The sequence below is a fragment of the Vibrio hepatarius genome, from assembly GCF_043642085.1.
In the GTDB taxonomy this organism is placed as follows: Bacteria; Pseudomonadota; Gammaproteobacteria; order Enterobacterales; family Vibrionaceae; genus Vibrio; species Vibrio hepatarius_C.
The window spans coordinates 486,021-507,215 of record NZ_JBHZSA010000002.1 but is presented as its reverse complement, the minus strand read 5'-3'; the positions used below and the strand labels follow the sequence as shown (position 1 = coordinate 507,215).

At 40.8% G+C, this 21,195-nt stretch carries 15 protein-coding genes and 2 pseudogenes; 5 read left to right on the top strand and 12 right to left on the bottom strand.

The features are described from left to right. Positions 1–195: 195 nt before the first annotated feature. Positions 196–636 (bottom strand): annotated as a pseudogene (locus tag ACHUFZ_RS05335) (helix-turn-helix domain-containing protein); the annotation flags it as partial. 435 nt (positions 637–1,071) lie between these two features. Here ACHUFZ_RS05335 and ACHUFZ_RS05330 point away from each other — a divergent pair. From ACHUFZ_RS05330 to ACHUFZ_RS05315, 4 genes are read left to right on the top strand one after another with little or no spacing between them, the layout of a single operon-like run. Continuing rightward, positions 1,072–2,589 (top strand): site-specific integrase, encoded by a 1,518-nt coding sequence (locus ACHUFZ_RS05330; protein ID WP_394126220.1) that lies wholly within the window; start codon positions 1,072–1,074, stop codon positions 2,587–2,589. After that, positions 2,549–4,222, top strand: coding sequence for a tyrosine-type recombinase/integrase (locus ACHUFZ_RS05325; protein ID WP_394126219.1), 1,674 nt, complete (start codon positions 2,549–2,551; stop codon positions 4,220–4,222). Before ACHUFZ_RS05330 ends, ACHUFZ_RS05325 begins: the two co-directional genes overlap by 41 nt. 1 nt (position 4,223) lies before the next feature. Continuing rightward, positions 4,224–6,716 (top strand): hypothetical protein, encoded by a 2,493-nt coding sequence (locus ACHUFZ_RS05320; RefSeq protein ID WP_394126218.1) that lies wholly within the window; start codon positions 4,224–4,226, stop codon positions 6,714–6,716. A gap of 9 nt (positions 6,717–6,725) precedes the next feature. Then, positions 6,726–7,184, top strand: coding sequence for a hypothetical protein (locus tag ACHUFZ_RS05315; RefSeq protein WP_394126217.1), 459 nt, complete (start codon positions 6,726–6,728; stop codon positions 7,182–7,184). 783 nt (positions 7,185–7,967) lie between these two features. Here the strand turns inward: ACHUFZ_RS05315 and ACHUFZ_RS05310 are convergent. The 10 genes and pseudogenes from ACHUFZ_RS05310 to ACHUFZ_RS05265 form a co-directional block, all read right to left on the bottom strand. Further along, positions 7,968–8,405, bottom strand: a complete 438-nt coding sequence (locus ACHUFZ_RS05310; RefSeq protein WP_394126216.1) for a DUF4231 domain-containing protein — start codon at positions 8,403–8,405, stop codon at positions 7,968–7,970. A 16-nt stretch (positions 8,406–8,421) separates the two neighbouring features. Beyond that, a complete protein-coding gene (locus ACHUFZ_RS05305) occupies positions 8,422–10,851 on the bottom strand; it encodes a GAP1-N1 domain-containing protein (protein ID WP_394126215.1) in 2,430 nt (809 codons plus the stop codon). Beyond that, positions 10,848–11,696 carry a TRAFAC clade GTPase domain-containing protein gene (locus ACHUFZ_RS05300; protein WP_394126214.1) on the bottom strand — a complete coding sequence of 283 codons (849 nt, stop codon included), beginning with the start codon at positions 11,694–11,696 and terminating at the stop codon, positions 10,848–10,850. Before ACHUFZ_RS05300 ends, ACHUFZ_RS05305 begins: the two co-directional genes overlap by 4 nt. Then, positions 11,683–12,588 carry a TRAFAC clade GTPase domain-containing protein gene (locus tag ACHUFZ_RS05295; RefSeq protein WP_394126213.1) on the bottom strand — a complete coding sequence of 302 codons (906 nt, stop codon included), beginning with the start codon at positions 12,586–12,588 and terminating at the stop codon, positions 11,683–11,685. The genes ACHUFZ_RS05300 and ACHUFZ_RS05295 overlap by 14 nt, the downstream gene beginning before the upstream one ends. A 56-nt stretch (positions 12,589–12,644) precedes the next feature. Beyond that, a complete protein-coding gene (locus tag ACHUFZ_RS05290) occupies positions 12,645–13,967 on the bottom strand; it encodes a GTPase-associated system all-helical protein GASH (protein WP_394126212.1) in 1,323 nt (440 codons plus the stop codon). Positions 13,968–13,976: 9 nt separating this feature from the next. Next, positions 13,977–15,275 carry a 5'-methylthioadenosine/S-adenosylhomocysteine nucleosidase family protein gene (locus tag ACHUFZ_RS05285; RefSeq protein WP_394126211.1) on the bottom strand — a complete coding sequence of 433 codons (1,299 nt, stop codon included), beginning with the start codon at positions 15,273–15,275 and terminating at the stop codon, positions 13,977–13,979. Between the two features lie 1,345 nt (positions 15,276–16,620). Beyond that, positions 16,621–17,622 carry a Fic family protein gene (locus ACHUFZ_RS05280; protein ID WP_394126210.1) on the bottom strand — a complete coding sequence of 334 codons (1,002 nt, stop codon included), beginning with the start codon at positions 17,620–17,622 and terminating at the stop codon, positions 16,621–16,623. Positions 17,623–17,723: 101 nt separating this feature from the next. Continuing rightward, positions 17,724–17,906 (bottom strand): annotated as a pseudogene (locus tag ACHUFZ_RS05275) (regulator); the annotation flags it as partial. A gap of 536 nt (positions 17,907–18,442) precedes the next feature. Next, the gene (gene yciH, locus ACHUFZ_RS05270; protein ID WP_171760574.1) at positions 18,443–18,754 is read right to left on the bottom strand and encodes a stress response translation initiation inhibitor YciH; all 312 of its coding nucleotides are present in this window, start codon (positions 18,752–18,754) and stop codon (positions 18,443–18,445) included. Positions 18,755–18,759: 5 nt separating this feature from the next. Further along, the gene (locus tag ACHUFZ_RS05265; RefSeq protein WP_394126209.1) at positions 18,760–19,137 is read right to left on the bottom strand and encodes a DUF3319 domain-containing protein; all 378 of its coding nucleotides are present in this window, start codon (positions 19,135–19,137) and stop codon (positions 18,760–18,762) included. 99 nt (positions 19,138–19,236) lie between these two features. Between ACHUFZ_RS05265 and ACHUFZ_RS05260 the strand changes: the two genes are divergently transcribed. Continuing rightward, positions 19,237–20,193, top strand: coding sequence for a tyrosine-type recombinase/integrase (locus ACHUFZ_RS05260; RefSeq protein ID WP_394126208.1), 957 nt, complete (start codon positions 19,237–19,239; stop codon positions 20,191–20,193). On the opposite strand, the gene ACHUFZ_RS05255 is transcribed toward ACHUFZ_RS05260, so the two are convergent. Further along, entirely contained in the window at positions 20,190–21,182 is a 993-nt protein-coding gene (locus tag ACHUFZ_RS05255; RefSeq protein WP_394126207.1) for a D-alanine--D-alanine ligase, read from the bottom strand. The genes ACHUFZ_RS05260 and ACHUFZ_RS05255 overlap by 4 nt on opposite strands. Positions 21,183–21,195 lie beyond the last annotated feature (13 nt).

The window sequence follows — 21,195 nt, the reverse complement described above, 5'->3', positions numbered from 1 at the left end:
ATGACTTAGCTCGTTTGGTTTGACTTATTTGCATACAACTGATGTCCACATAACCGGGAAGGCTAGCTATACTGTCATAGTAACGATAAGCCTGTATGCATCTAAAACGTCATTTATCAAGCAAAGACCTTTAATGAACAATGTCCACATGCGAACATATTTAAAGGTGCTATTGGATAAGATTTAAATCGTTCATTTGTCAGAGCGTCCTTCAAACCAATCATGGTGAGAGCCATCAATTTGGATCAATTCACCTAAGCAGTCTCGGCGATAACGAGGTTGATAGATTCGAGGTTTTCGCTTGGAGTGCGGAACCCAAAGGCCATCGGCGATCATCCATTGGCGGAGAGTTTCATTTGATATTGGAAGGTTGTGTAACTCGTAGAGTTTTTCTCTAGCTAATGTTGGTGAGAAATCTACGTAATGGGTGCGAACTAATTTTAGAATTGTTTTACGGTAGTCATTCGGATAGCGATTGTTGCTTGGTTTACCTCGAGATTGATGTACGAGTCCAGCTGCACCAGATTTACGAAGGCGGTTCATGAGTCGTTGAACTTGCCGGACACTTAAACTCAAAATATCCGCAGCATCGGCTCTGCGAATTCGACGGTCAGAAGCACTCATAGTCACTAGCATCTCAATGTCCTTAGCTAAGGGCTGTGAACCAAGTTTAGTGAGCTGGTGCTAAAGAGACATTTTAACTTTGATAAATAGTGACATTACAACTTTGCGCTTACACTCTCAGTGCGCATTATGTATATTATGTTAAATATTGATGGTTACTTCCTAGGTTCACGAACAACCACTAATCAATAACTTATGTCCCACCCCTCAATGCTTACAATTAAATGTTTTATGTCTACACTGAGTTTATGAGTCGATGTTCAAGGTTTTCTGGTAAGTTCATAAGAAGGCGTATTTAACAGTATTCAGATTTACCATAAAGTACCTAATAATCAGTTGATCATCTTGCGATGATTAATTGATTATTAGAAACGAGGTTTAACCTAGGTACTATGTCGTTTAGCGAATATGTTCACAGAAGTTGACCAAAAGGATTTTTGAGCGAATATGAGTTATAGCATTGCCCACACAAAGCGTAACGGACAGCACCTAAAACTGGTTGTTGATGATGTCACGACGCTGCCATCACTATTCTTAACGATTTATACGATTAGTCGGCTCACAAAGAAAGCACTTGGAACTCAATCCAACTCCCTTAAAGCACTGCGCTTCTTCTACGAGTTCTATGAAAGAAAGCATGGCTGTACCTTTGACGGTGCCTTCATAGATGCCAAGTACTATATTGAACCATTCCTGAAAGAAGTAGATTACTTCTTTGAATATCTTCTATCAAAACAACATATCGATGGCTCTTCTTCATACATTTCCGTAAGTCCTCTTTCTTCATCCGCTTCAGTAAAAGAAGCGTATGTGGCTTATGTTCATGTGGTTACGCGTTACTTCAAGTTCCTGAATGACAGATATACGTGTATGGATTATCAAGACTGCTCTCCACTGGATGCCTCTATAATGCATCGTGAAATAGATAAGAAAATCAAGCACATTATAAAGGAATACTCTGCACTGGACGTAGACTCTAATTCTTCGACAACACGATACAAGAGTCTAACCGAGCAACAAGCACTGTTGTTGGATAACATGCTTGTACCATCTACAGAAGAGTTTGTAGACTCAGACACTGGCGAGATTCATCCTGCCGTTACAAACCCTCAAAACCCTTTTTCAAGTCAGTTTGAGCAATTCCGAAATTACCTCATTCATAGGCTAATGTTTCAGTATGGACTTAGAATCGGTGAGTGTTTGCTGCTCTCACTGAGATCCTTCGGCCCAACCATCCCAGACCCAAACGGAGAACGCTCTTATATCCTTCTTGTCCAGAACCTACCCGATGGTTTCAATGACCCTAGAAGAAATCCTCCTTCAATAAAAACCAAGAACTCCCAACGAAAAATCCAATTAGAGCCTAGTGACTACACGATGCTTACTATCTACTGTGAAAAGAGAGCTGCGCTATTTAAAGCAAAGCCCGAGACACTTGACTATGGCTTTCTTTTCATTGGGGTACGTGGTGAATTAGCTCCCCTATCCTACGATGCCGTCAACACTTACTATCGAAAAATTGATAGTGCGTTCATAAAAGAACATCCGCATTTCAGGGCGATGCCAGAGGTGAATATCGAATTCATGCCCCAAATCACCCCCCATGTAGGAAGGCATACGTGGGCTTATATAACGCTCGAGTTCATCTATAACGAGCTATTTATTGAAGAGTTAGAATTGAAGCGAGAGTATGGGATTCGGTCAAGAATGAAGGGGTTACTAGACGTTGCTGTTGACAAGTTGAGAGCCCTCGGTGGGTGGACTCTCACTAGTACAATGCCAATGAAGTACGCTAACCGATTCATTGAAAAAGTAGCAAATGAAAGCAATATTAAGAGAACGAATATGGTAACAAAACGCTCCCAAACACCATCAACTTCAACTAAAGGCGATCTATCGAGTACGAGCAATGTAGGTGCTATCGATGACGACAACAACTTTGGAGATTACGATGAGTTCTTCTAATGTAGTAACCCTTGATTTTGTAAGCCCTCATGCAGTCAGTGACGCTGCGTTTTCTGCGGAGCAACTAACATGGATCAGCGAGATTGATCTACCAAAGCTTGTGTTCCTCAAGCATGCTGAAAGAACCGATGATAAAACCATAACTTTGGACGACGATTGGCGTTACTACTTTTCAGGTGAAGAGCGTTACATTCGGTTTAAAAGTTCCCCGGCCTTCTCTGAGCTTGATAATTTCAAATTAAGCTTAATAAAGTTCGTAGCCCTTTGTTATCTCTGGGAGAATTGCGCGACGAATGTACCTAAGTTATGTCTCTCCCTAGCTCATTATTTCAAGGGTTGTGAGCAATTCACTAAAGCCTCTTTTCTAGCGCACCTTGAGCATCTAGCCACTCGAAATAATAAGCCTAACGCTTCAGATAATAAGGACTTTTATCATATTCTATATGCTTTAAGGGCGCTAGATCGTGCTGAATTCTTTAAAAGTACGGATGATTCAAAACAAGATCTTGAAGAGCAACTGCTTTTTATCCCTCGTCCTTTCACTGATAGCTTCGGGGTTTATCAAAATCTTGATAACGTGATTCCAGTAGAAGTGTGCTCGATGATTCAGGCTGGTATTGTTCGCTGGGCATCCAAGTTGACACCTAGCTTGAAAAGTAAAGCCGAAATCAAAGCGCACCTAAGCAGAATCAAGACCCAAATTAGCGTCGATACACTCCGTGATTGCGTTACTCTTGGCCTGACTTATTACACTGGAGCTAGACCTGCACAACTTGCAAAACTTTATGCCAGCGATTTGAGTTTGGATACCCAAAATAAAACAGGCAATCGATTTTCGATCCTGATCCCGTTATCAAAAAAATCAAGAAAAAACCCAGATCCGGTATTGGTTGCAATACCCGATGAATTAGGAAAGCTAATCAAATTCTATATACGATTGGCTAATATTAATCCTGATCAAGCTTTATTTCCAAAGTCGAAATCAACATCAAAAGCAGCGATTGCATCTATCGATAAAATGCTCTTTCGTTTTTCGCCTCAAGAAACCAAAGACGCAGTTAACGAAGGTCTGCTAGAGCTTCCTCGCTATACACCTATTCTCTTTAGGCATAATGTCGGGCACTCAATGGCAATGAGCGGCGCTAGTGCCACTGACATTGCTTATATTTTAGGACACAGTAATACGAGGGTAGCTTCTCGCTATATTGCTGTGACGCCTGATATAGCTGATATTCGAGAACAAGTCCTAGGTCGAAACCCTGTATTCAAGAACATGATGGCTTTGATACTAACAGGGAATCTTGTTCATAGTAAAAATTGGAATGGGCGTAGAGTAGCTGGTTCAATTGGAGGCACCCTACACACGCACACTGGTGGGTGCAACTATGAAGAACTGATTTGCCCATTCAGCCAAGGGCGAGCTTGTTATGGGTGTCTGTACTTCCACCCATTCCTGGACGGCCAACATAAGGAAGTTTACGACGCATTTGGTCGAGAAGTGGACGAATTGATAAAACTATCTGTAGACACCAACCTTCAAAGCCACCCTCTTGGCAATGATTTAATTCGTCGCCAAACCAATGTTGCTAATGTAATAACTCGAATAGAACATCATCGAGATGTGAGAAAGTAATATGCTTAATGTAAGCAAGAATGTTGATACCTATATAAGCGAAAACTGTAATGTATTCCGTATAAAGGCACAGGAAGCCGGCGTTGAGGATGTGTTTTTATGGGAGTCTGAGGGTTGGGACTTTGGTCAAACAGGCTACGCGTGGCTTAAGGGTGCAGCTAGGGGAAGGTTACTCTTTAGCAACACCGACCAAGTGAGGGGTGTCGAAAATATGGACATCACCCCCATATATCAATACTTCATGAAAGCAATGTTGGTTGAGACACTGCGCATGAACGGCAAACGCACTCCATCGGGATCTGTTTTTCGTCAAGAGTTATTGGTCATGAAGCGTTGGTACGTTGAGCTTGTTAAAGCTAAGGGGCAATCACACCCTATGTATTTGACGTCAGACATTATTCACGCTGCAATGGACACCCACGCTAAGGCGGCATCGCCAATTACTGTTAGTGATTATGCTGACAAAGCAGTCGCACTAGCGAGAGTGCTGAATGCAAAATCGCTAACTTTAATAACTCTCAACATACAAAACCTACACCCTCACCGAAATAAGTCAGTTGATATAGCTGAGCTAGATCCTCTGAAAACCGACGATGAACACTTAATTTCGATTAAGGCGTTCATGTCAGTTATTGAGCTGATTCATCTAACCAAGAATGATGAAGATAACGTGTTGTTATCAGGCTTGCTTTTGTTACTAATTACAGGTTTTCGATTCCAAGAGTTGCAGAACTTGAAAGTTAATTGTCTTGTCAGGCGAGAAATAACCGAGCCCGATAAACTGCGATATGCCAAGGATATGGGTTTCCCTAGTTATTATCTAGGCATCGACTATATCGGAGCAAAGGTCGCTGGCAAACGCATACACTGGTTAGCCCCTTCAACCTATCCTATTGTCGAAATGATAGTTAAGAGGGTCACGGAACTAACAAACAAACAACGCACACAGTTAATTCACTATCGAGAGTCAGATTTCACACATCTCCTGCCTGCTGCTATCCGTAATATGTCGAGAGATGAAGTAGAATCCAGAGAGCTAGTTGATCATGTTGTTGCTGGGAGTGGCGGCGCTAGAGGAGCGATCGTTAGAAGTATTCAGACATCAATCAAATCCCTCACTGGATGTAGCCCTAGAGTTCACGAGGTACATAAACAACTCAAACACTACTTTTACACAAAAGCTCAGATAAATGACTACATCACCGCTCAATATTCAAAGACCACCAACTTCGAACAAGGACACCGAGGGGTACATACCTATAACGACAATGGTACATTCTGGAACATTAACTACGAAGAATTACTATTCTTGGCTCCCTATGGTAATGGAAATCAAGTTAATGACTTCCGTCATTTGTCAGTAATCCTCCCGTTACAGGAAATAGACCTCAGAAAGTGGCTCGGCAACGTATCTGGAGGTAAATCCATTTTCTCTTCCTTTGGAATGACTGAAGACGATGGCTCAGAGATACGAGTCCCTAAGCACACCCCTCGCCACAACATAAATACTTTTTTGGCAATTGCTGGCGTAACAGATCACTTACAAGCGATCTTGATGGGTCGAGTAGATCTCACACAGAACAAACATTATCAGCATGGGGTCGAATCCCTTGAATATAGAACATCAGCTATGGCTATGGTCTCACTAGAGAAGACCTTTAATACCAAGAAAGATGTATTTACTAAAGATGTTCAAATATCGTGTTTATACACGCCAGTTGAGCACTCATTAACCGTTCAAGATAAGGATAAGTCAGAAGTAACTCAGCGAATGGCTGCATACGCAAAATCCAATCGCACTCATACGGGTATTGAAGCCATCAAAAGCACTGCGAATATAATTATCTCAAAAGACTTATCAACTGAGACCAATATAAAGCGAGCTATGCAAACATATGGTGCAACCAGTGAAGAGATGGTGAGGTTTGTTAGTGACTCGATGTCAAAAAGCTTCATACCTGAACTAAAAGAAGCGCACGATAAGCTCATCAATAACAAGCAAGAGCTGGAAGCTAAACGCCTACTTCAACGTCAAGCTCGAATTTACCCGCTTGTCTTTGGGGTATGCACTAGACATTTAGTTAACTGGTGCTGCCCTTTCGCAATGCGATGCCAGGAAGGTGTACCTTGTGGGTATTTCGAGCTTTCTGGCCGAATGGGAGAAGCAGAAGAGATTGTCTTTAGATTAGAACGCAAACAAAAAGAAGTAGAAACACTAAGAGAATTAACCTCGACCAACCCAGCCTTTCAACTAGCTCTTGATGAGCAAGAGCAATCATTATTGCTTTATGAGGCGCTGAAGAATAAAGCTCTCAAATCGCTAGAAGAGTCAGAATTAGTTTCCCTTTTAAGTGACAAACCACAAAATCCTCTTGCTCACCTTGTAAAGACCATAAGAGAACAAGACCTCGTAGGGAAAACTCCAAAGACCTTGGCAGACCTTTTCTACATTGAACAAAAACGAATAGAGCGTGATGGCGCTGAAAAAAGGTAGTAATCAACAATGAGAGAGAAACGCTTAGCGGGAAAAGAACTCGACCAGTACATCCAAAATGAATTGCTGATGATGATTCGAGAAGGCTTGGAGAAGTCCCCTATCCAACCATCCACTGTGCACGCCCGACTCGTAGCGAGAGGAATTATCAAGGGTGGTCTGAGCACCTTAAGTACACCTCACCGCAAGAAAATGATTGAGGATGCAAAGCAACGTCAGCACAACACCAGTGAATTCACTGATGAAGAGCATGAAAACTTCTCAAAAGGTAGAGTATCGAAAGCCTATGTCCAAAAAGCTGAGAGGTATAAACAAGAGAGAGATGAGTTCAAAGAAAAATATGAGCTTAACGTACTAGCGGTAGCAGACATAGTTCATTACGTCGAATCGATTACGCCCATGAAAGTAGAGGAAGTTCTGGGTGAATATTTAGTTAGAGAACTAGCTGTTGCTAAAAAACGAGATTAAACATATCTGCTGAATAAATGTAGAAAAGCTTGAAGAGTGGATAGCAAAACAAAGTGAAACCTGTCAGTTTCATTTCCTTGGTCCGATCCAGGTGCTGTAAATTGTTTCTTCCCCCAAAGCCGTTGGGATATCCGTACTTAATGTTGTTCACTGCGTGTGGAGTTCTGTTAATGAAGTGCTGTACCACTTATAGAAAAACGCAACGGTACAGTACTTTTAGGCTTCGATGAAAAGTGATGTCCGCCAAATTCTCTTTAAGGACGAATTACTTTTACATATGCAATCGATAGGCTATTTATTAATATATATCACTTATGAGCTTGAATTAAAAGAAGTTATGCAGGGTCATTGAGTCCTATCTTTCAGAAGTTTGTTCTGGAACCCAGAAACGACAAGAGCCACCGTTAATGACTCTTGTACGTGCTGCATGTGGAAGAGGTAGGCCTATTAAAATAGTTTTTGCTGCTGGACGACTTTTACCAACCTAATTGTGCAACAGGTTCTTGCACAATTGCGAAACAAGCTGTTTCGTAAATTAACTTTGCTCCTTTCTGAGTCTTGCTTCTATAGAAAATCAGTATTTGTGCTCTTGAGTTTCCTGAGCAAACTTAATATCTACAGTAAGCATCGTTATGCAAAAAGGTGAGCATTCAGTTGCGGGGTTTAACTTCAACAAAGTATTTGAGTCGTTTCAAATAGAAGTACCTGTTAGATATTGTAGAAACGAAACTGGTAGTCTTCACTTCACTAATACACAATGTCAGCTAATAACCGTTCCTCATGCTAGTTACTCTCTAACTTCAAGTTAGATGGATTAGGAACATGCTTTGTCCATCGGCTGTTGGTTTCCAGTACCAAGTTGCTAACAGTAAACGCTAGCAGTTCACTTGCTTTGCTTTCATCTAAGCCAGTGTACTCTGCCACATTGAAATCAAAGTGGGTAATCTGTACTTCAATTTGTCTCTGTGCATTCCGGTAAATTGACCATAGCTCTTGAGGCTTACGTAACTGTAGCCATGCTGTACAAAATGCAGCTACAGCCGACAAGATTGATGGTAACACTTTTGCGTACAATACGCCCTCACCTAAGCCGACTAAAAGAGGGGCAGATAGAGTGCCAAACATGATAATTCTAAAACACCAAAGTGATTCTTTTTTATTGTGATCCGCTTTTTTCTTAAAGTGCTCTGCTTGTTCTGTGCCGTATTCTCTAGCTGACATTTTTTACACTACCTGATTAGTATCTATTTGAAACAATATAATGGATCTCACGTAATCGTTTATTATGGGGGTACTCTTCTATTAAGACGTCTAACAAGTCTATTAAACCTCGGTTTAAGGCCCCTTTTTCTGCTTCGCTGGCGGCATAAAACCATTTATCTAACTCTGTTCCAGAGTTTTTTAATCTACTTGGTTTACCGCCAGCCTTCTGCCAAATATAGTCAAGCCTATCATAAGCGAGATCGGCACTGACTTCCGAAAACTTCTTAATGATCTCATTTTGGTGAGGTTGGGTTGAAGTGCCGGTATGGAATGAAAACCAAAACTTATTACTCGCATTCAATAGTCCTGAACAAGCTTCTACTGCAGGCTTGAAGTATGGTGTGTCCGGTAGCCAACCATAACTACTTTGGTACAAGTAATTGGCAACTTTGCTCCAACGCTTTTCTAATATTACATTCCCAAGCATATGAGCATGAGAGTGGAAGTTTTTCGAGTGAGCTTTTTTAACCCAGTTCAAGACATCATCTTCACGATGAGTAATCGATTGTGATAAGTATGAAAGAAGAAAAGCAGGTTCGATATGATTGCCAGTCATGTGGGCTTTCAATTCATTGATAAAATAAGGTTCTGTGTCACTTAAGTGCTGTAAAGCCTGAGGGGTTGTCACAACTTTTTTAGTCATATCTTTAGCTAGAATATTACTTCTTGTCGGGTCGAGCTGAGACCAAACCTTACTTCTACTTTCATTTGATAATAGATACTCCGAAATTTCCTGAGATATCTGCTCAAAAACTCTAGGTAAAATATTAGTTTGAAGACAATCACAGAGTTTTGCTAGAAAAGCCTCTGTTTCTATGTTTGGAGGATAAAATCGTCCGCCTATATCTAACTGTTTTTGCCACATTAGAAACGCATTCGGTTCTGCGACGTCAATATAGTTGAGAAGAATTGGCTCTTTTAGGGATCTTTCAGCCAATAAATTAATGAATGGAGAGAAAGCACTATCCCTGAGTAGATTAATCGCATGCCTGTGGGACAAACTTTGAACTATGAATGGTACACCTTCAGTCCAATTGGGCATGGAGTTGCAGTGCTTATTGTATACTTGCTCTTCATCATATAGGTTGAAAACAGCCCAAGCGTGTAGCTTTGCCCATTCCTGAGAGATAGAAAATTGCTCTAGCGCCATTAAGCTAACTGCTGTCATATCACTTGTTTTTGCGCTCTCAAACAACATTTGCTCAAGATCTTGCCGCACAGAAGATAGCCGTAAGAAAGTTTTTTGAAAGTGGACTATAGAAAGCCAGAACAATATATGTTCACTGGTTTCGGGTTTATTAACTATTGTGCTGATCCCATTGACTACTGACTGTGACCACCACTGCGTTGATTTATCCGGCAACGCTCTTTCAAAGTACTTGTTAAGGTCTTCATGACTAAGAGTTATTAAGTTGTGCTCTATCCAAGTTGATAGTTCCACTTCCGGCATAGCTCCTTTAGGAACGGCGTCACTTGATAAATTGCACATAGTCAAAATATCAGAAGCGTCGCCTTTGCTCACCATTAGCATCTTAATCGAACTCAAGAGCTCGTTTTTTATATCTGTAGCTTTATCTGGTGAAGGAGAGCAAGCGATTAAAGTCCTAAGTGCCACGATAGCATTAGTCAAAGTAGAATTTGCACTAAACTGATCGATGTTGTCAGCTGCTCTTCCTAGCTTATTCAATACTTTCAAATCACCAGTTAACTCGGAACAGTTAAGCAGTAGTTGATGAAGTATAGAATCATTTTTGGTTCTACTAATCAGGTAGTTAGCTGCTCGAGAGGTTTCAGTGGTAGTTGTACTATTAATTAAGGATACATTAGGCAGATACCATTGATTCAAAACTGATGCGGGAACATAGTAAAATGTAGGCAACTTAGCACGTACTAATGCTTGAGGAGGCGTGAATGCGCTTCTAACAGAAAATTCTTTTCGTGCTTCTCCCCACAAATTCTCCCATAGGTGAGCGATTAATAAAGGTAAGGTTTCGTCAGCTTCTATGGCTAGGATGTTATCGGTACAAATCAGTTCGTTTGCGACACTTTGCAACAAGCTGGAGTAAGGCGGCTTGCACTCATCATGGTTAACTAGTTGATAAATAAATTCTTCTAGACAGTGCACTTGAGGCACCTTATCCAGTTCCCAAAGTAAAACCGTACTTTTAACCATACCACTGCGCGGCGCACCTAAATCAGGCTCAATACTCCACAGCGCCCACCAGTTACCAACAGGTCCACAGTTGATTGCTGGCCACCATTTTTCTTTAGGGGTAACGTATCCCCCTGGTTTGTCAGTCAAACCAAGTAACTCAGGAGGAAGGGGAGAATCTCCCTCCCAGAATAGCAAATCATGACTATTGTTCCTGCAACCATAAATAGCTTTTAGTGGTTTCATCATCATATATTATCTAGTATCCAAGAGAGTGGAGCTGTTAAGTCAGAATCCTTGTTACTCTGCTCAGGAGCAATTACCCAGCCCTGATATTCTGGGCCCTCATCGATGAAATCATCATCATTGCTATTTGGTTGAAGAGTTTTACCCAAGGAAGACACCCCCCATATAGATGTCATCTTTTTCGGCCAAGTTGCTTGGATAAATGAAAAGAATAACGGTAATTTACTTTTCAAGACTTCTGAAGGCACTTGACCCTCTTCAAGTACTTCGTCGAAACAAGATAATACGATTGCTAACGGAGGCTTATTTTCCTTAGAGCTTAGATTTAAGCCTGCCACGTGACACAACATCTGAAGAAGTTCTATCCAATATACGTTAGCATCCCAAATTTCAGGTCTTGTAGTTTCACCTGGAGTGTTAGTTGGTATAGAAGTTAGCTTTGACAAAGCGTCAGGGTATGTTTTCTCTCCACTAAGGCGAATAAATACTAACCACCCGTCTGTGCTTTGTAACCTACTACGCCAATCTGAAGAGATCTCTCGCAGCTTAAAAACCTGAGATAATTGCTCGCCACCGTAATCAGGCCAGTACATATCAATTGTTATCTGATTGCTATCAATTAACGGGAATAGTATTTCGGAGTACTGTTCGGCGTGAGTGTGCTCAGCTGCATTGCCGTCTTCCAACTGGGTTAGTACATCTTCTAAAGCACTTAAATTAACTGACGCACCATCACCAGTTCTGATTTTCAACTTACCTGGCCGCCGTTTCAGTCTTCCATAGAGCTGTCCTGCATAGTGTGTCTTACCACTATTAGGACCACCAAGAAGCAGTATTTCAGTATTTTCCATGGTGCCCCCTAAAAGCGAAAAATGAAGTGTTCCCTAGAATAGGTTCCGCGATAGGCTCACAAAACCTAGGTATCCAAGCCTCATTTAAGATTGATTCTAACACTACTGTAAAAGAAGCAGGCTCTTCCACTGTCACTTCAAACTCTTTGGCATGAGGAATATTGCTTTCTAAAGCCCTTTGAATTGCTTTTTTTATTCCCTCTGTAGGTTGTTTGTCACTTTTTGCCCAAACAAGTACTGTTGGCCTGGAACCGACAGATTCACCTAAGCGTTCGATAATTGTCCGCAGCTCTCTCCTTGCCACACTGCGCTCTTCTCCAGCAAGCCTTTCACAATCAGCAAATATTAAGAATGCATCACTCTGCGATGCTGTCCATTTTGCTCCTTCTGCATCTATAGCGTCGACATCAATAGCCCACCTTGTAAACCATTCACCAGGAGCATCCGTAAGAAAGATGTTCTTAAGCTTATCTTTGGAATCTTGTAACACGAGATGAAGAATACCAGGCGTTCGATCCACCCCACGTGGAGTATGAGGAGGAAATGATGGCAATTGCTTCTCATTGTTAATTCGAGCCCATGATGCTATTGATTCCCATGCCCCAAGAGTTTGAGAGCCACAAAACTCAAAATTGTTGTACTTTTCACCTGACAGTAATTGCAAATAATTCGCAGCTAGAAAAGTCGTTTTCCCTGTGTTTTGGGCGCCAAGTAATCCAATAAAAATGGACGGACCTTGTTGATATAGACGTGATAAATCTGAGCTTCCTAGAGCAGAAGATGACCAAGGCACCCGAAAAGCAATATCGTTTTCATTTTTTTCTGGGTCAATTTTTTCAACTCTTATATTCCTGCTCCAAGAAGGACAATCTTCATGATTGAGCTCCCCCATACAGCAAGTATCACCTTCATGTACGAAGCAATTCGGATTTGAGCACCGAATCATACCTACACCTCCGTGACCAATCGGTATGCTTGTTCCTGCCTAAAGATTGCTCTTGATAGTTCGGGCAAACTACAACGCCACTCTTGAGGGATAAAAGAACTCTCCATCAACGAATCCAAATCGCAATTCTCATCAACTAAAGCTCGAACAACCACCCCCCCTATATTTGAGCTTTTCTCATCTGATCTAGAAGTAAGTGCTTCTAACCAACAAGGGGCGAGCTGCGAACGTTTGTTTCGGATTTCAGTTAAAATTTCACAAAAACTATAGTCACTGTTATGGCCGCATTCAGGTAACTTGCCTACCGCCTCAGCTAACGTAAATGCAACACTAGCTGGTGACGGCAGCTGGATTTCTTCGAGCAAATCATACGGCATTAAAACTGAAGCTATTTCAGGAGGGTACGATCGATAGCCCTCTTTTTGAGAGGTTGAATAGAGAGCTTCAGCCCACCATAAAACATTTAGCCTCGTCTGCTCCTGCTTTTGATAATTTAAAAATGCATTTTGCTGTCTTTGGAGGACTAACCTTTGCTCGTTTAGCGCTTTTTCAACGGACTTCTTCAGTAAGTTAAGATTCTCCATTGATTTGTTGTTAGCAATTGAATTTTCCTCAACTAAAGCAAGCTCCGAAGTAATAATGTCAGACATTCTTGCAGCAAAATCGCCAGCCCACTGGGCTGGGTACTGATGAGCGGCGTATCTATTGGGGTTTATACCAGCAACATGTTGGCCATCCTTATCGACATAAGTATTATTAGCAGCCCCACCTATACGCTCGCGAAGATCATTTTTATCAACATCTCTTTTATTAACAACAGGAGTTGGTAGCTCACCTAGCTTAATTGTTTTCGCTTTGTTAAATGACAAATCTGGCGCACTAACGATTGCATTCTGCTCAGCAGTACGCCCTAATGATTGCAAAAAGGTTCGCAATAGATTTTCTTCTTTTCCACACCTTAACAAAGGGAAAACGTCACAAGCGGTGAGCCACATTATTGCTGCATTGTTGTCTTCTTCTGATACTAGGGAGCACGCTTCGAGAATAATAGATCTATATAAATTAATTGGTTCATCAGTATATGCTGTCAAGAAAGCTTTCCACTCATCCTGAAGAAGCTCTTTTGCTTTTTTTATAGTAGGCTCATCTAATGAAACATTAGGGTTTATTCCAGATAAAATTGCTGGAATCAGTTGTTCTCGTTCTTCTCGATAATATTCGGACAAATTTGTGGCAGCTTGTTCTATTTTCGCATAACGTTCATCATTACCATCAATGTTGTCGATCATCCCTAAACTTAAAAATGAATTTAAAATAGTATCCATGCTAGCTCCTTAGTACAGTTTTTCGTTGACGGATAAATGAATTAAAAAGCTTTCAATTAAATCGCTTTCAGGATAGTCATGAGCAACAGTATTCAACAGGTCAGTTGGTTTCACCGCTGCACCATTGACTGATTTTTGCCAAATATTCAACCACATATCTTTTGGTCTCGAGTTGCTCGCAATATCACTATTTCGCCCGCCAGCTCTCTTCCAAAGAGCCCTAGCATCTGAAATATCAGGGTACTCTTCTGCTAAAAAAACAATTAGGTCATCAGTTGAAACATTCATCAACTCGACTTCCTGGTGGTGAGTAAACATATCTGCATTATCTCGAAGAAACTTCAACATGCACTGAGCGGATGCTTGAGAAGCAAAGTGCCTGTACTGATCATCTTTAAATGTGTCCCCAAAATCAGAAACTGCTTTTACTACAATTACAGGAATTCGATTTATATTACCTAAAGCACCTAGTGCACTTGCTTCCATATCAACACCAAGAACTTTACGCATAGAATGAGAAAGCCTTGAAAACAAGCCTGAATCCTCAACAACAGCAGCCCCAGTTGCTATAGGAGCGACATGAATTCTAAATGGCTCAGGCTCAGGTAACCCTTTCGGGTGCCATAGATTCAACTCAGTGGCTTTCTCGATCCCACTGTCAGTTAAAGTAAGTTCCTTAGTCACTAATTTTTTCTTTAGTAATCGGGCTAGCACAGACTGCCAATCTGCGCATTTGGTATCAAATTCGTCATGTTCAAATGGTTTAATTTGATTTGCTAAACACTGTATTACCCAATTCTCTTGATTTTCGAGTGGGTACTTAGGTCGAGATATCGGCCAAGCGGATAAATCTACAGAGAGGTTTTGCATTCTTTGAACAATTTCTGTGTCAGGACGGTATTGAAGCATATCACCTTGAAATACCTCGATATCACCTTCTTTAATGAGCTTACCTGCATCATAAGACCAAAGTCTTTCCGCAAAAATAACATCGCCAAGGGAGACTTTTCCTCTTCGGCCTGCACATATACCCGTCATTGCAATGCACTTAAAGTCGGCCTCGGAAAGCATGCTATGGACTAGAGCGCTCGCTTCTTCTCGCCCCATATATGAAGACCAAGTAACTCGAGCAGATATTATTGCATTATCTTTACCTGCAAAACGAGCATCAGCAACTAACCTCCCGCTTGATAAAGTTCTCTCTATCCAACCAGTACTCTCGATACCGTCCTTGATTTGTAAGACTTGCTCAAATTCATCCTTTAATGCGCATACAATAAGCACATCAATTTTTTCTTTTTCTGCCATGGTTATCTGCTTCTAGATTTAGTCACTCGAGAATAGCAATATTCTAAATATCATATGGTGATAGGTGCATTGTTTTTCAACGGATGCTATTCAGAAAACTAATCTTTATTCATGACATTACGAGCATATAGATGAGTTATCTTCGAGTTTAGCTATAGCGGGTAACTAAACACCTGCATAGTGCTATACCTGAACTATGTAATGATTTTGCGGGTAGCTCGGATAAACCTAATATGAGTTAACTTTCCAAAGGGTTCGTTGAAGACGTTAAGTATATGAAAGCGACAAACTCGCTGTGGAGTCACCTGAAAAACGTAAGCTGACGGCAACTTAGTGCTGAAAAATCCAAGCCAAAGTTGGGATCTAATTTGACTAGATGTTGGACTGTTAATCTTAGGATAAGAACTGGTGTAGGTTAGCTATATGCTACGTCAATTTGACGCAGCCCAGACAATGTCTTGGTAGTCTAGTTGATGTGGCTAGCTCAGAACTACCCAACCTCGTTTAGATATCTATATATAAATATTGATCACTACGTTTGGAATTCTGATTATAGAGTACTGTACCATTATTAGAAAAACGCAACGGTACAGTACTTTTTAGGCTTCGGTGAACATGACTTACGCTCAATTCCCTTTAAGGACGAATTACTTTTATGTATTCAGCTAACATATTGGTTCTTAATCCTTAAGCCTTAAAGTTTTTCTGCTTAGTATGATGTTCGCTGCTGAGTTTGCATTACTGGAGTGATGACAAGGCTCAAAAGCCGAGTTCTGCGCCCCTATCAGAAATTTGTTTTGGATCGCTGAAACGACAATAGTTACCATTAAATGCTACCTGTTGATAGCTTTTTTGGTCTGTTTCGTAAAAAGCCCTTCACCGTTTAAATAGAACTCTCAATAACTTCTCCCCCTTAAATTAACAGAGGCTCCTCATGGAGTTCTTTTGACTAAAGCTCTTAGATAAGGGATACTGATATCCTTCACTTTCCAAGTTCTAGCCTGACCTAAAAGTGACTTAAAAAAGTTGACAAACATTGACGCTAAGGTCAATAATCAAATTTGATAACCATGTGTTAACTATGTTTTGGTTTTATCGTATCCCGAGTTTTGAGAGAATTTATGAAAGCAGTTAGAAATTCAAGCAATTGCATCGATGTAATAATTAGAGGTTCAAACACTCCAAGCAAAGTGTCCATGAATCTTAAAAAGCTTGAGAAATCTATCTTTGATAATGTGCGTCTATCTTTCGAACTAGAAGGACATAAAATCTCTGACGCGGATTGGAAACGAATCGCAAACGCTAGTAGTCGTTTAGCTACTTTGATATAGGTTATTTGCAGCCCTTAGCCTAGGGCTGCTGCAATGATTCTTCTTAAATGACTCCTGTCTTTGCTCCCCTCTCTAACGCAAGAGCGTACTGCATAATGATAGTATCTTTTGTTCTTTGAAAGCGCCTTCGCTAAGTTAAATTCAAACCCACGAGTCCTAGCTACGATTTCAAGATACAAGCGAATTGTCCTTCCATTCCCATCGGAGAAAGGGTGAATCCAAGCCAACCTTTCATGAGCAAAAACTAAAGCATCTATCAACTTTTCTTTGTCATGTTTTACTTTACTTAAATACTGTGAAGCAAAATCAGCACAAAAAGATCTCATCTGTTCGGGTACTTCATCAGGGTGCATTGTTGGAAAGTTTCGAGCAGAAATAACAACTTCATCATTTCGATACTTGCCACCCCAGTCATAAATCCCTCCAAAAAGCTCAGTATGGCATTTTATGAAAATAGACTCGCCAAGACTTTTGCTCTGTGTCATATATTCCTCAATCAGTTTTTTAGACTTGATAGCTGAATATATGAACTCAATTTTTTCCAATTCATCTTCGTAAGCTGCAAACACTTTGTTTTTTGTCGCTAACCTTCTATTGAATTTTTTGTTATTGGACACAATAAAAAATAGAGATTTATCATAAGGAGCTAAAGTACCAGCTATAGGACACTGAGCTGATGTCGGCTCAAGATAAAGCCAAAGCTTACCGTCTTCCCTTTTTTTCCCAATCACTGTAGCACACATTATTGGCAACGCTTCCGCGTACAAAAGATACACGACAGAATCACCAATCTGTATTTCACTACGAGGGAATGCATAACAAGCTTCTCTTGTTATAGAAGCCGACGCTAGAGACTCAACAGGAAATTGGATCTTACTACCACAAATCAGCTCAGAACGGCTTTTGTTCCAATAAAAATGGGTTCCCCCTTTTGAAGCTGGATCAGTCTTAATATGAACAATTTTTCCATTAGTCTGATCAATATTGAGAGCACTTCGATTTTTGATATGTTTCATTATGTATAGCTCTGTGACTCTAATTTTATTGCTCGATAATATATAACTTTTTTTCTATCAACGATATGCATAAAAACAATTCAAGGGGTTACGCTCTTTCTTTAATCATCAGAACATCGTACCAATGCCAACGCTCTAGCAACTTTAAGTAATTTAGAGGATGTTCTTACCTCAAATTCGGACTTGATATCTAATAAGCAAACAGCGGTGAGTCTTTCTTGCGGGGACACCTTGCGACCAGTAGGAAGCTCTAGCTTCTGATTGCACATTCGAAAACCATCCCACTCTTTTGAATGAGATAAAGCTAATCGAGTTGAGAGGCGTGTTAATTGGCAATATTTGCCTTATAAAAAGCTATTCATGAATCGCTAATGTTAGAATTCCTGAAACTCGTTTATGTCCAATTTCGAATTACGACCACAGCAAGACAAGTCTGTGACCAAATGATGGCTAACCACTGGTGTTTAAAAACGAGTATATGACATTGAAAACAGAAACTGAGGTTCATGAACTAACTGTTTCTGTTTTCCTCTTTAGCTTGCGCTTTGATGAAGAAAAAACAACTTCATGAATCAATTTTCACTTCATGGGATTTAGAATGTTAGATATTAGTAAGGTTTAACGACTAACTCACTCGCGTACTTAATCGCAACCAAGAATAGTTTAATATCGTATCAAATTAAAAGAGCACAATGAAGTGCTCTGATTCTACTAGCCTGCTTTACGCTCTATATGCTGTCTGATTCAACATAATCGAATTTTACATAAAATACCTAATAACTAGTTTGATAATCAGAGATTAACAAACCTGTTCTTAGGTTTAGCCACCGGCTAATTTTACTGTGTGGCCTTTCTTTTCAAGGTGCGCTTTGATCTTGTCACGTGCGTCGCCCTGAATTTCAATTGTGCCATCTTTTACTGAGCCACCACAGCCACATACTTTTTTAAGCTCTGCTGCTAGCAGCTTTAAAGGTGCATCATCCAAATCTAAACCAGTTACGATAGAAACGCCTTTACCTTTGCGTCCTTTCGTTTGGCGAATGATACGAACGATTCCATCGCCTTTTTCACGCTGTGGCTTTTCTTCTTCAGGTTTGATTCGACCTACATCAGTACTATATACAAGAGTCATAAGTGTTATTTCTTCTGTTGCTGTTCGGCTTTTTGCTTAGCCAGCAAGTATGCCTCTATATGCTTCTGTATAGCAAGTTTTCCACCCTTAATTAGACGACCGTTGAAGAAACAGTACCAACTGTTCACGTCACCGGTGTCATTTTTGAGCGTATAACCGTTAAAGTTTTCCTGTACAGGGCTCCCTGTCGGCGTTTTCTTTTCAGCCAACGAGCTAAACTCTTTAGGGTCGATGATGGTAGCCGTATCACAGAACCAATCGATACTCTTTTTCACAGCAGCCATGCTGCCTGACAGCACGTGGCTCTTGATTTGAACTTGCCAAACTTCCGTTGAATTTCCAGCAGTTTTGAGGACAAAGCCTCTGTAAGTAGCAGCAGCCATAATGATTATTATCGTTGTAGTAGATTAGTTTAATAATAATTGTAAATTGCTCATTATCAAGTATATTTATCATAACTTTATTGGTTATAGTGCGTATAAATGAAGAAAATCGTTCGCGTCATCACATGCAAAGACGAAAGAAATCAATTTGCTTCTACATTTTCTAGTCCTATCGAATTGGAAGATATCAATTCTTTAACAGATAACTCCTACTCTCATAACTCACTGTTAGCTATGAGAAAAGATTGGAATCTATTCACTGAATTTTGTCAGAGCAAGCATGTGCGCCCTATTCCTGCCTCATCGACTGCTGTTCGATTATTTTTGGAACGTGAAGCTCAGAAAAGAAAATATGCGACCATTAAGCGTTACGGCGTCACTATTGGTTTGATTCATAGAATCCTAGGGATTGTCGATCCTACTAGCACCCAAGGCATTCAAACCCTTATGGCACGGCTAAGGCTTGAGAAAAAGCACGATGCAACCTCAGCTCAACCTTTTACTCTCAAGCATTTAAAGATGATTACTCAACGCCTTGAGTCTTCCACGAAGTTGAAAGACAAACGAGACCTCGCGATCTACTACATCATGTTCGAGTGCATGTTGAAACGTGGGGAGCTAAAAGTGTTATCCCATCAAGATGTTATCGGTGACCAACACGCCAAACAACTATCCGTTGGCTCTGCAATCTATTCATTATCTGAATCTGCTAGCCTTTTCTTGGACAAATGGATTGAATCGAAAGCTTATTCCTCTGGGCCACTTTTTACAGCCATTGATAAGCATGGTGTCACAAGTAATAACCCATTAGATGACTCTTCTATCTTTCGTATATTACGTAACGCGAGTAGCAAGCTTGGCTTAGATGTTCAGTTTTCCGGTCAATCACTGCGAGTTGGTGCAGTTGAGAACCTTGCTAAACAGGGAAAAAAAGTGAGGGAGATCCAGCAACTAGGTCGCTGGCAAAGTGCAGCTATGCCTTATCACTATCTCGGTAATAAGGCACAGGCAGAAGAAGAAAAGATAGTCTTTAAATCAATTAAGCCTTGGACTTAAATTGATGTTTTGACACAGTTAGCGAGGAATTCTGCAAAGCTGTGTCCGTTGTTCTCTAGCATTTTAGGGAACATCGAAATTGGCGTCATTCCTGGGAACGTATTCACTTCATTCAAGTAAATCTCACCGCTAGGCGTTAAGAAGAAATCGATTCGAGATAAGTGACGAAGGCGCATTTGCGTGAAGACTTTCTCTGAGCTGGTACGAATCACCGCTAGCTGATTTTCGTTCAAGTCAGTCGCCACCACTTTAGTTGTAGAGTGACTTGTTGTGCTGTACTTCTCTTCATAAGAATAGAACGCATCTTCCGGTGCAATTACTTCACCCGGTGCAGTGATATGAAGCTGACCATCAATTTCATACGCAGCCACTTCAAGTTCACGAGGTTTAACCGCTTGCTCAACAAGTACTTGGTCTGAATAACCAAACGCATTATCTAGAGCAGCTTGTAGTTGCGACAATTCCGTTACCTTATAACAACCTACAGATGAACCTTGTCGTGCAGCTTTGACGAAGACACTTCCCCATTTTTCAAAAGCTTGCGCGCTTAGCTCATAAGCTTGTTGGCTATTCTCAGAAAGGAAAATGTACGGCGTATTCGGAATGCCTAACGCGTCATACCATAACTTAGATGTGATCTTGTTGAAGCTGTTTGTACTCGCTTCAGGGCCACAACCTAAATAAGGAATACCCGATAGCTCTAGCATTGACTGAATGTCGCCAGTCTCACCAGGGAAACCATGAATACAAGGAACGACAAAGTCTAACTTTATCTGCTGAGAGTCGGTATTCAATGTACCAGAGTTGGTATCTAGGTATGCAAGGTCACCACTGTCGGTGTACCACCCATCTGTTTTCATCTCTACGCGTACAACGTTAAAGTCAGACGTCTGTTCTAGCTGAGATTGAAGGAAGTTTGCAGAAACGAGTGATACTTCATGTTCAGATGAACCACCACCGCAAAGAAGAAGAATTGTCGTACTAGTCATTAATCGATCTTTC